Source organism: Streptomyces sp. NPDC087300, from assembly GCF_044744425.1.
GTDB lineage: Bacteria > Actinomycetota > Actinomycetes > Streptomycetales > Streptomycetaceae > Streptomyces.
The window spans coordinates 64923-76987 of the sequence record NZ_JBIUYI010000021.1; the positions used below are offsets into that span (position 1 = coordinate 64923).

Here is a 12065-nt window from a genome sequence, read left to right on the forward strand (position 1 = left end):
GAAGGGGTGAGTCGGTTACGCCGGATGTGGCATACGGGGGATAGACGTGAGGAGACGGCCCGGTTAAGGGCCGTCTCCGGTCGTTTCCCCTTCCGTTCGAGCACCGCTCCCGTACGGCGGTGCGGCGCCCGCTACTTGACCGCGCCCGCCATCACGCCGGACACGAACTGCCGCTGGAAGGCGAAGAACACGGCCAGCGGGATGATCATCGAGATGAACGCGCCGGGCGCGAGGATCTGCACGTTGTCGCCGAAGAACCGCACCTGCTGCTGGAGCGCGACGGTGATCGGCGGGTTCTTGGAGTCGGCGAAGATCAGCGCGATCAGCATGTCGTTCCAGACCCAGAGGAACTGGAAGATGCCGAGCGAGGCGATCGCGGGCGCCCCGAGCGGCATCACGACGCGTACGAAGAGCCGCAGTTCACCGGCGCCGTCCAGGCGCGCCGCCTCCAGGAGTTCGCGCGGGATCTCCGCGAAGAAGTTCCGCAGCAGGAAGATCGCGAACGGCAGGCCGAACGCCACGTGGAAGGTGACCACACCGACCGTGGACTCGAAGATGCCGATCTTGCCGAAGAGATCGGCGATCGGCACCAGCGCCACCTGCACCGGGACCACGAGGAGGCTGACCACCCCGAGGAACCACCAGTCGCGCCCGGGGAAGTCCATCCACGCGAAGGCGTATCCGGCGAGCGAGCCGATGATCACGACGAGCAGCGTCGCGGGCACGGTGATCATCACGCTGGACAGGATCGAGTCGGTGATCGTCTCGTCCTTGAGGAGGTTGGTGTAGTTGTCCAGCGTCATCTGCGAGGGCGCGCTGAACACCTTCCACCAGCCGCTCTCGCTCATGTCCGCGGGAGTGCGGAACGAGCCGAGCAGCAGGCCGATCGTCGGCACCAGCCAGAACAGGCCCACCAGGACCAGGAACACCCGCAGCGCGGTGCTGCCGAGCAGCCCGGCGATCCGGCCGCCGAGGGACTGTTCGGCCTTGACCACTTCGGTCTGGACGGTCATCGCCCCGCCTCCCGCCGCATCCGCCGGATGTTGAACAGCATCACCGGGATGACCAGGAGGAAGAGCAGCATCGCGATGGCGCTCGCCACCCCCAAGTCCTTGTCCAGGAACGCCGAGTTGTACAGCTGGACCGCGAGCACGTTCGCCTCGTCCTTCGACGAGCCCGGCGGGATCACGAACACCAGGTCGAAGATCTTCAGTACGTTGATCATGAGCGTCACCAGGACCACCGCGAGCACCGGGGCGAGCAGCGGGACCGTGATGCGGCGGAACACCTGCCATTCGTTGGCGCCGTCCACCCGCGCCGCCTCCAGGAGCTCACGCGGCACGCTCGCCAGGCCCGCCGCGATGAGGACCATCGCGAAACCGGCCCACATCCACAGATAGGAACCGATGATCGACGGCGTGATCAGGGTCGGGCCGAGCCACTCGATGCCGTTGTACGCCTCGCGGAAGTTCGACGCCGGATAGCGCAGTTGGGCCCCGTCGGCGGCCTTCGGCAGCGCGAAGGTGCCGTCGGCCGACGCCTCGGTGGACGCCACCACCTTGCCGTCCTTCACGGCCTCGATCTTGATGCCCGCGTAGCCGAGCTCGCTCGCGTCGGGCGCGTTGGCCTCGCCCCTGCCCTTGCCGCGCGTGAAGTCCTGCCAGGCCGTGCCGGTGACCCGGTCCGGATCGGCCGCCGCGGCCTTCGCCGCCTTCGCGTCGTCCGGCAGCTGGTTCGGCGCGACACCGGTCAGCGGCAGCACCACGGGCGTGCCCGCCCGCACCGGCTTCTTGGTGACGAAGGCCCCGCCGCCCGCCGCCTTCAGCGGCGAGTTGAGCGCGGGGTGCGCCTGCGGGAACGCCGAGGACTGGCTGAACGTGTCGTGCACGCTCACCGCGACGGCGTTGGCGACGCCGCGGTCCGGGTCCGACTCGTACACCAGCCGGAAGATGATGCCCGCGGCCAGCATCGAGATCGCCATCGGCATGAAGATGACGAGCTTGAACGCCGTGCCCCAGCGCACCCGTTCGGTGAGCACGGCGAAGATCAGACCGAGCACCGTCGCCAGGGTGGGCGCCACGACCACCCAGATCGCGTTGTTCTTGATGGCGGTCCGGATGCTGTCGTCGGTGAACAGCGTCTTGTAGTTGTCGAACGCCGTGAAGTCGCCCGAGTCGTCGAGGAAACTGCGGAAGAACGAGTACCCGATGGGGTACAGGACGAGCGCGCCGAGCAGCACGAGGGCGGGCAGCAGGAAGAGCACCGCCACGGCCTTGCGGGTACCGGTCACGCTCTTGCGCGGGTTCGGGGCCGGGGGCGGCGCCGTCGCCGGCACACCCCCGGCGTTCGCGGACGCCACCGCGTCAGTCCTTGTAGGCCTTGGCGGCGGCCGTCTCGAGCACCTTCTGCGTGCCCGCGACATCCTTCGGGTTCTGCAGGAAGTCCTGCAACGCCTTCCACTCGCCCTTGCCCGGCGTACCGCCGAAGGCCTGCGGGGCCTGGTCGGACATGTCGAAGCGGATGTCGTCGCCCGCCGCGATCAGGTTCTTGGCGATGTTGCGCTGCACGTCGTTCGGGTACGACGCCATGTCCAGGTTCTTGTTCGGCGAGATGAAGCCGCCCGCCTCGGCCCAGATCTTCGCCGAGTCCGGCGAGGCGAGGAAGGTGAGCAGCGCCTGCGCGCCCTTGCTGTTCTTCAGCGCGACGGCCGCGTCGCCGCCGACCACCGCGGGGGACTGGTCACCGACGGCGGGGAAGGGGAACACCTTGGCGTCCGTGCCCACCTTGGCCTTGGTCTCCGAGATGGCGAGCGAGACCATGTCGCCCTCGAAGACCATGCCCGCCTTGGGCTGGTCGCCGCCGGTGAAGGTCTGCTTCACGGACGCCGGGAACTCGGTCTGGAGCGCGCTCTTGGCGCCGCCCGCCACCAGGCCCTTCTTGCCGAAGAGCTCACCGAGCGTCGTCAGCGCCTCCTTCACGGAGGGGTCCGTCCACTTGATCTTGTGCTGGGCGAGCTGGTCGTACTTCTCCGGGCCCGACTGCGAGAGGTAGATGTTCTCGAACCAGTCGGTGAGGGTCCACGCGTCGGCGCCCGCCACCGAGACCGGCGGCACACCGGAGTCGTAGATGGTCTGGGCGGTCTTCATGAACTCGTCCCAGGTCTTGGGCGCCTTGACGCCCGCGTTCTCGAAGACCTTGGTGTTGTACCAGATCAGCGACTTGTTGGCGGCCTTGAAGTACACGCCGTACTGCTTGCCGTCGACGGCCCCGAGCTCCTGCCAGCCCTTGTCGTAGTTCTTGTCGAGCTGCTTCTGCGCCTCGGGCCCGACCGGCTTGGCCCACTTGTTCGCCACGGCCTGGTCGATCGCGCCGACCTGCGGCAGCATCGCGACGTCCGGCGGCTGCCCGCCCGCGACCTTCGATTCCAGGAAGCTGATGATCGGGTCCTGCGCGGGCACGAACGAGACGCTCGCGCCGGTCCGCTTCTCGAATTCATCGAGCACCTTGAGGAAGACCTTGCGCTCCGCGCCGCCCCACACGGCGGACACGGAGACGTTCTCCCCGTCCAGCTTGGGCAGTTGGAGCGAGCTCCCGGTGTTCTTGTCCCCGCCCTTGCCCCCGTCGTCGTCCTTCTTGTCGTCGCCGCCGCACGCGGTGACGGTGAGCGTGAGCGCCCCCGCGACGACTGCCGCGGCGATCCTGGCGGTGGTGTGCCGGTGGTGCGGTGCCCTACGTGTACGAAGAGTGCTGCGCATCACTGCCCCGTTCTCTTCCCTGGCGAGTCCCGTGCGGTCTGGTCTACGCCCGCGCGGGGAGGGGCGGCAAGATGGCCTGCGCTGTCAACTCGGTGATCGTAATGGCGTTGTGACGTGGCGTCATGAGAGGTGATGGGCGGGTTGCCCCTGTTGCGAACCCCGATTTGATCACGCTTGTGCGCACCTGTTCCGAGGGCGTCGCCCTCGCACGGGAGAGAGCCTCGGGAGGGACTCGCCCGCTCACAGGAGAGAGGGCACCTGCTCCGCCGAGACGGACCTCGCGGCCCGCTCCAGAGCACTGGCGAGCAACGCCAGGTCCGTGGGCCCGTTCCCCAGCTCCCTGACGGGCCGCCGGGCCGGCGGATCGCCCATCCGCTCCCACTCCAGCGGTACGACGGTGGGCCGCAGCGTCGACGTACGAGGAATCCGCCCGGTCACCCGCCCCGCCTGGAAGGCCGTGAACCGCCCGTCGGGCGAACGCAGTTCACCCCGGCCCGGCGCGGGCTCCTCGGGCCCCGCGGTCACCGCGTCGAGGACCACGCGGAGCGACGCCCGCCGCCCGAGCTCGGTCTCCGGCATCCGCTCGCTGCGCCCCGTGGCCACCACGAGATGCACCCCGAGCCGCTCGCCGTCCCGCGCCACCGCTTCGAGGGCGCGGACCACGGACCCGGCGGCGGGCCGCCCCGGCGAGCCGAGAGGGGGCGAGAGCAGCGCGTCGAAGTCGTCGACGAGCACCACGAGGCGGGGCAACGGCGGCCCGGGGTCCACCCGTTGACGCGCCGCGACGGGCCGCAGCCGCATCGTGGAACTGGGCGGCGGATCGAGATCGCCGTCGGTCAGCTGGGCCGGCAGGGACACCTGTCCTGACGCGCCGCCCACGGCACCGTTACCGGCACCGGCACCGGCACCGGCTCCCGCGCCGGACGGCTGCGACCGCTGCGCGACCATCCGCCCCGACACCTCCCGCTGCGTGTGCCACTCGGTGAACCCGAGCCTGCCGAGCAGCTCGGCCCGCCGCTTGAGCTCGGCGGCGAGGGACTGCGCGAACTCCCGCATCCGTACGGGGTCGTTGGCGACGAGATGGGTGGTGACATGCGGCAGGTCCGTACAGACACCGAGCCCCGTGGTCCGCCGGTCGGCACCGCTCCCCGTGCTGTCCCGGCCGTCGACCAGGACGATGCCGAGCCGGTCGGGCCGCTCGGCGGCGGCCAGCGAAGCGGCGACGGAGCGCAGCAGCTCGGTGCGCCCGCTGCCCCCGGGGCCCTCGGCGAGCAGATGCGGCCCGTCGGCGACGAGATCGGCCACGACGGGTCCGCGCGGGCCCGCGCCGAGCACCGCGACGGCCCGTCCGCCGAGCGCCTCGGGGTCGTCGGCGGCCGCGGCCCACCGCGCCATCAGGGACGCCGGGGTGGCCCTGGCGAGCCCCAACTCGTCGAGCAGCCGGGCGGATTGGGGCAGCGGCGCGGACACGCGCGCGTGCCCCTCGCCCGCCACGCCGTCCGTCCGCAGCGGGGCGAGCGCCCGCGCGAACCGCTCGGCCCAGGCCGCCGACACCGCGTCCACGGCGGCGACGGTGCCGTGCCCCGCGGGGTGGCCGCCAGCCGTCCGCAGGAGCCGCAGCGCGGTCGCCACGTCACCGCTGAGCAGCGCGACGGCACCGCACGCGCGGAAGGCGGGCGACACCGAGCAGGCCGCTTCGTAGGTCTCCGCGACCGGCGACGCGGGCGATGCGGCGACGGTCTCGGCGAGGCACACCACGTGGATACCGGCCCGCGCGCCCTCCGCGGCGAGCCGGACGGTGGCCTCGCGCAGCCCGGCCGAACCGGGGTCGCCGTCGACGACGACCACCGTGTACGGACCGGGCGCCGTGGCCTCGGCACCGGCGCGCAGATCCGCGATGCGGTCGTCGAGCCGCCGCAGCAGCTCTCCGGTGCGGGCCGCCGCCTGGTCACGGTCGTAGGCGAGCAGGAGCCGGCAGTCCTGGCCGTGGGTGGGCCGCAGATGGGGGAGCCAGCCGAGCCAGGCCCACTCGGCCGTGCGCTCCGCCGTGGAGCGGGCGCGGTCCGTGCTGACCAGCACGATCTCCAGCGAGTCGGGGGAGTGCAGCGCGGCGAGCTGGGCGACCACGGCCCTGGCGAGCCCGGTCAGCCGCTCACGGGGCCCGGCGAGACCGAGTGCGCCCGCCTCCCGCAGGCCGACCGTGACGGGCACGGCGGGCAGCAGGCCGCCGGTGCCTTCGCCGGAGGGCGCGGCCCTGTCGACCGTGCCGAGCCGGACCGCGAGGGCCTCCGGGTGGCCGGGGCCGCGCTCCCAGAGGCGCGGGCCGGGGCCGAGCGCCGTGAGCAGCAGGGCGGCGGGGTCGGGCCAGGACTCGGGGGTGCGGGCTGCGGCGGCCACGGCGAGCTCTTCGGGGGTGGGCACGGGCGGATCCATGCCGTCGTCCTCCGGCCCGTACTCCTCGTAGACGTCGTCCTCCTGCCCGCTCTCCCTGCCGCCGGTGAGGCGGCGTGCCCAGGCGGAGAGGCCACCGCGCTTGCGCAGGCCGCGCGGCACGGTCGTCCCGCGCGCGGGGGTGCCGGTCCGGGTCCGCTCGGCGTCGGGCGCACCGCCCTGCTGCGGCACGACCGGCGCGGTGGGGTCTCCGGGGGCGTGCGGCGAGCCTGCCGGGCCGTGGGGCGTGGGGGCGCCGTACGCGTCGTGGGTTCCCTGGCCGCCTTGCATCGCGTAGGGCTGCTGGGCGGCGTGGGGTCCCTGGGGATCGTGTGGTCCCTGGCCGCCCGCCTGCGGCCAGGTGCCCTGTGCGTTCTGCGGGCCCTGTGCGCTCTGCGGGCCCTGAGAGCCCCACGGCTCCTGGACTCCGCCCTGCGCGCCCTGCGGGCCCCGCGCGCCCTGCGCCCTCTGGAAGCTCTGCGCCCCCTGGAGCCCCTGCACGCCCTGCGCCCCGTTCCCGTACGCCCCGCCCCGTGCCGTCTCGCCCGCCGCGCCCCAGCCCGCCGAGCCGTACGCGTGGTGGGTCGGGCCCTCGGGCGCGCGTGCCGTGCCTGCCGACGGGCCCGACAGCGCCTCCGGAGCGAGGGGTGCGGGCGTCGTGACGGTCCGCACGCGCACGTGGCCCTCGCCGTCAGGGGCGGTCGGCAGCGCCCCGCCGGGGCCCAGGTCGAGGCGGCCGTCCGCGAGGCGGAGCGCGGATTCGCCGATGCGCAGCAGGGATCCCGGCGCCAGGCCGACCGGGCGGTCGGTGACCTCCCTGCCGTCCACCGACGTGCCGTTGGTGGAGCCTAGGTCGGTGACCGTGACGCGGCCGTCGTCCGCGAGCGTGACCGCGCAGTGCAGCCGGGAGACGTCCGGGTCGTCCAGCGGGACGTCGGCGTCGGCGGAGCGGCCGACGCGGATCTGGCCGCCGTGCAGCAGGTGGACGCCGCCCGCGTCGGGGCCCGCGACCACGTGCAACTGGGCGGCCGCACCGGCCGGTTCGGGACCGGGCTCGGCGGGCGCGCCGAGCGAGAGCACCGCGCCGTCCATCAAGGGGGGCTCGCCGATCGTGCAGCGCTGGGCGTCGAGACGCTCGTCCTCCGCGTACAGCACGAGGGGGACGTCGCTGCCCGCGACGGCCGTGGCGAGGCCCGATGCCACCGCCGCGAGCGCGGTCCCCGCGGGCGCGGTGACCAGGACGTCACAGGCGCCGTGCGGTCCGCCGGGCGCCGTGGGGCGGCCTTGCGGCTCGGTCTGGCCGCTGCGCGGCCCGAGGACGGTCAGCCGGATCTGCATCGCCGTCAGCGGTCCCTTCTGCGCTGGGCGCGACAGGGGGACTCGCGCTGTGATTCCCCCCACCGCACACGGGCACGTCAGCCAGTACTGGAGGCATCCTGTCACCTGCCACTGACAACACGCCCGGCGGCCACCCGTAAGTGATCTTGATTGGTCGCCTCTGCTCGGAAAAGTGCCTGCTTGGACCGTTGTGGATATCTGTCCGGGCTCTCCCGGGGAGGGCAATTCGGGACCACTCGGCAACCAATGGCCACGGCTGAGCGTCTTTCCTGCGGACAGTGATCCGGAAGAATCCGGAAGGATGCCGCAAGTAAAGGGCCGGGCGGAATCCGAACCGCCGGTGCCCCGTTCGGCGGCACTACAGTGGGTCGGAACATCTTCGGCCGGAGGCCGGAGCGCCAGCACCGCAAGCCATCACCACCACAAGCCATCACCAGCAGGGAGCGCATGACGTGCGGCCGGTAGGCAGCAAGTACCTGCTCGAGGAGCCGCTCGGGCGCGGCGCCACGGGCACCGTCTGGCGAGCCCGCCAGCGGGAGACCGCGGGGGCCGAGGCGGCCGTTCCCGGCCAGCCCGGCGAGACCGTCGCGATCAAGGTCCTCAAGGAAGAGCTCGCCAACGACGCGGACGTCGTGATGCGCTTCCTCAGGGAGCGGTCCGTCCTGCTCAGGCTGACCCACGAGAACATCGTCAGAACCCGCGACCTGGTCGTCGAGGGCGACCTGCTCGCCCTGGTGATGGACCTCGTCGAAGGTCCCGACCTGCACCGCTACCTGCGCGAGAACGGCCCGTTCACGCCCGTCGCGGCGTCCCTGCTGACCGCCCAGATCGCCGACGCGCTCGCCGCCAGCCACGCCGACGGGGTCGTGCACCGCGACCTGAAGCCGGCGAACGTGCTGCTCAAGCAGGACGACGGTGGCATGCACCCGATGCTCACCGACTTCGGCATCGCGCGTCTCGCGGACTCCCCTGGCCTGACCCGCACCCACGAATTCGTCGGCACGCCCGCGTACGTCGCGCCGGAGTCCGCCGAGGGCCGTCCGCAGACCAGCGCCGTGGACATCTACGGCGCGGGCATCCTGTTGTACGAGCTGGTCACCGGGCGTCCGCCGTTCGCCGGCGGATCGGCCCTCGAAGTACTGCACCAGCACCTCAGCGCCGAGCCGCGCCGCCCCTCGACCGTGCCCGACCCGCTGTGGACGGTCATCGAGCGCTGCCTGGACAAGAACCCGGACCGCCGCCCCAGCGCCGAGAACCTCGCGCGCGGGCTGCGTGCCGTCGCCGAGGGCGTGGGCGTGCACTCCACCCCGGCGCAGATCGCGGCCGCGGAGGGCGTGGGCGCGCTGCTCATGCCGGATCCGGCGCCTGCCCACGTCCCGGAGACCCCGGGCGCGGCCGACCCCACGCAGGTCCTGCCGAGCAACGCGGGCTCGTACGACCCGAACGCGGCGACCAGCGTCATGCGGAGCACCGGCGGCGCGGGCGACGCCGACCCGACCTCGGTCCTGCCGCACAACGGCGGCGGCGCCGACCCGACCGCGGTCATGCCGCCGGTCCCGCCGAACGCGCCCGGTGGCGATCCGAACGACCCGCACCCCTGGCAGAACCAGATGCGGGCGGCCCGCGACCGCAACGAGCAGACCCAGTACCAGGCCCACCTGGACCCGAACGACGACCCGCTGCGCCGCCGCCCCCAGCGCCAGGTGGCCCGCCCCCAGCAGCAACAGCCGCAGCAGCGCCCCCAGCAGTACGCGCCGCAGCAGCCGCGCGGGCAGCGTCAGCAGCAGCAGTACGCACCGGCGCCGCAGCAGCAGTACCAGCCCCAGCAGCAGCAGTACGCGCCCCCGCAGCAGCCGCCGCCCCAGCAGCCCGCACCGCGCCCGGCGCGCGAGCCGCGGCAGCCGCGTCAGCGCAGCTCCAACCCGATGAAGATCCCGGGTCTCGGCTGCCTCAAGGGCTGCCTGTTCACGATCCTCATCCTTTTCGTGGCGAGCTGGCTCGTCTGGGAATTCAGCCCGCTCCAGGACTGGATCGGTACGACGAAGGGCTACTGGGAGCAGCTCAAGGACTGGTACGACACGGTCAGCGGCTGGATGGGCAAGATCGGCGGGAATTAGCCGGACGCCCGGCGGGAATTCGCCGATCCCCGGACAATCCCCGGACCACTCTGGGGATTTGTCGACATCTGCAGAGTGATTTCTGCTCCCGGAGTGAAGGTTGGCGGCAAGGCCGCGTAGTTTTGTCGCCAACACGCATCCGTAGGAGCAGTCTTGACGCGCAAGATCGGCAGCCGGTACACCGCCCACCAGATCCTGGGCCGTGGCAGCGCCGGCACGGTGTGGCTGGGCGAGGGGCCCGAGGGCCCGGTCGCCATCAAGCTGCTGCGCGAGGACCTGGCGTCCGACCAGGAACTCGTCGGCCGCTTCGTGCAGGAGCGCACCGCGCTGCTCAGCCTCGACCACGCGCGCGTGGTCGGCGTCCACGACCTGGTGGTCGACGGGAACGACCTGGCCCTGGTCATGGACCTCGTCCGCGGCACGGACCTGCGCACCCGTCTGGACCGCGAGCGGCGCCTGGCGCCGGAGGCGGCGGTGGCGATCGTGGCGGACGTGGCGGACGGGCTGGCCGCGGCGCACGCGGCGGGCATCGTGCACCGTGACGTGAAGCCCGAGAACGTACTCCTGGACATGCAGGGCCCGCTCGGCCCAGGCGGCGCGCACCCCGCCCTCCTCACGGACTTCGGCGTCGCCAAGCTGATCGACTCGCCGCGCAGGACCCGCGCCACGAAGATCATCGGTACGCCGGACTACCTCGCCCCCGAGATCATCGAGGGCCTGCCGCCGCGCGCGGCCGTCGACATCTACGCCCTGGCCACGGTCCTGTACGAGCTCCTGGCGGGCTTCACGCCGTTCGGCGGCGGGCACCCCGGGGCGGTCCTGCGGCGGCACGTCACCGAGACCGTCGTCCCCCTCCCCGGCATCCCCGAGGAGCTCTGGCAGCTCCTCGTCCAGTGCCTGGCCAAGGCCCCGGCTTCCCGGCTGCGCGCCTCCGAGCTCGGCGCGCGGCTGCGGGAGCTGCTGCCGCTCGTCGCGGGCATGCCGCCGCTGGACGTGGACGAACCGGACACGGAGCCGGGGGTCGCCGACGAGGCGTACGAGGAGTCGGCCCCCGAGCCCCGCGCGGCCACTCCCCGCCGGGGCGCGGTCCCCCTGGTCCCCGGCTCGGCGTCCGCCGACTCCAACCGCGACACCCACACCTCGATGCGCGTCCCCGGCCCCGACGAGCTGGCAGGCGGCGCCCGCGGCACGGCCCGCGCCCCCCGCGCCGCGGGCACGGCCCGTCCCGGCTCCGCCAAACACCGCTCCTCGACCCGCCGCCGCAGGATCACGCTGGGCGTGGCGGGAGTGGTGCTCGTGGCGGCGGCGGGCATCGGCACATGGGCCGCCACGTCCGGCGACGACGCGTCCTCCCCGCCCCCGGACAACGTGAACTCGGCCCCACCGACGCCGTGACCCTTCTTGCCTGCCCGCTCGGCGAGGCGCGGCTTGTCCTGTCCCGCTCCCACCCACCCGCCCGCCCGAGCGCTCGATGCGACCCCGGTTGGCTGAGGTGTGGTTTGGCCTGCGGGCGGTCCCTTTGTCCCGCCGCTGCGCGACGGATCCACTCCCACCGCCCGCCCGATTGCTCGGCACCGGATGCTCGGTGCGGCCCCCGCTGGGTGAGGTGTGGTTTCGCCTGCGGGCGGCCCCTTTGTCCCGCCGCTTCGCGACGGATGCATCCCCACCCACCCACCCGGGTGCTCCGTACCGACCTGTCGATGTGCCCCGGGTTGGTTGAGGCGTCGCTTTGCCTGCGGCCGTCCACCCCTGTCCCGCCGCTGCGCGGCGGATCCACTCCCACCCGCCCGCCCGATTGCTCGGCACCGGATGCTCGGTGCGGCCCCCGCTGGGTGAGGTGTGGTTTCGCCTGCGGGCGGTCCCCTTGTCCCGCCGCTGCGCGGCGGATCCACTCCCACCCGCCCGCCCGAGCGCTCCGCGCCGAACCCTCGACGCGTAGCCACAACGGGTTCCGCGCCCCCGCTGCCCATCCACGGAGTGCTCGTCGCGAAGCGGCGGTCGGGCCGGCGCTGCGCTGGGGCGGAGTGGGACGGCCCTCGCCCCCCCAGTCCCACAGCCTTACCGGCGCCTGGAGGGGGCCCGGCTCCTACAGTGCCGTCCGGTGCCGGGTAATCGGGTGGGCGGGTGGGAGTGAATCCGCCGCGCAGCGGCGGCCCGGTTGGTGCTCCGGCGGGCTGGAGCGGGACGGCCCTCGCCCCCACCCCCGCAGGGCGGCCGGCGCCTGGAGGGGGCCTGGCTCCTACATCGCCGTCCGGTGCCGGGTAAACGGGTGGGCGGGTGGGCGGGTGGGAAAGCATTCGCCGCGCAGCGGCGGCTCCAGACCCGCGGGGGGGGGGCCCCCCCCCCCCCCCCCCCCCCCCCCCCCCCCCCCCCCCGCCCCCGCGGCGGCCCCCCCCCCCCCCCCCCCCCCCCCCCCCCCCCCCCC

6 protein-coding genes are annotated in these 12065 nt (G+C 73.3%); 2 read left to right on the forward strand and 4 right to left on the reverse strand.

Annotated features, from left to right (window positions below):
- Nucleotides 1-131: 131 nt before the first annotated feature.
- The 4 genes from ACIO9J_RS42530 to ACIO9J_RS42545 form a co-directional block, all read right to left on the reverse strand.
- On the reverse strand, nt 132-1013 hold the full coding sequence (locus tag ACIO9J_RS42530) for a carbohydrate ABC transporter permease (RefSeq protein ID WP_402011027.1): 882 nt from the start codon (nt 1011-1013) through the stop codon (nt 132-134).
- Complete coding sequence (locus tag ACIO9J_RS42535) at nt 1010-2290, reverse strand: carbohydrate ABC transporter permease (protein ID WP_402011041.1); 1281 nt, start codon at nt 2288-2290, stop codon at nt 1010-1012. Before ACIO9J_RS42535 ends, ACIO9J_RS42530 begins: the two co-directional genes overlap by 4 nt.
- 73 nt (nt 2291-2363) lie before the next feature.
- The gene (locus ACIO9J_RS42540) at nt 2364-3755 is read right to left on the reverse strand and encodes an ABC transporter substrate-binding protein (protein WP_402011029.1); all 1392 of its coding nucleotides are present in this window, start codon (nt 3753-3755) and stop codon (nt 2364-2366) included.
- A gap of 240 nt (nt 3756-3995) precedes the next feature.
- On the reverse strand, nt 3996-7523 hold the full coding sequence (locus ACIO9J_RS42545; RefSeq protein WP_402011031.1) for an FHA domain-containing protein: 3528 nt from the start codon (nt 7521-7523) through the stop codon (nt 3996-3998).
- 452 nt (nt 7524-7975) lie between these two features.
- Here ACIO9J_RS42545 and ACIO9J_RS42550 point away from each other — a divergent pair, with 452 nt between their 5' ends.
- A complete protein-coding gene (locus tag ACIO9J_RS42550; RefSeq protein WP_402011033.1) occupies nt 7976-9640 on the forward strand; it encodes a serine/threonine-protein kinase in 1665 nt (554 codons plus the stop codon).
- A 153-nt stretch (nt 9641-9793) separates the two neighbouring features.
- Complete coding sequence (locus ACIO9J_RS42555) at nt 9794-11035, forward strand: serine/threonine-protein kinase (protein WP_402011035.1); 1242 nt, start codon at nt 9794-9796, stop codon at nt 11033-11035.
- Nucleotides 11036-12065: the final 1030 nt, after the last annotated feature.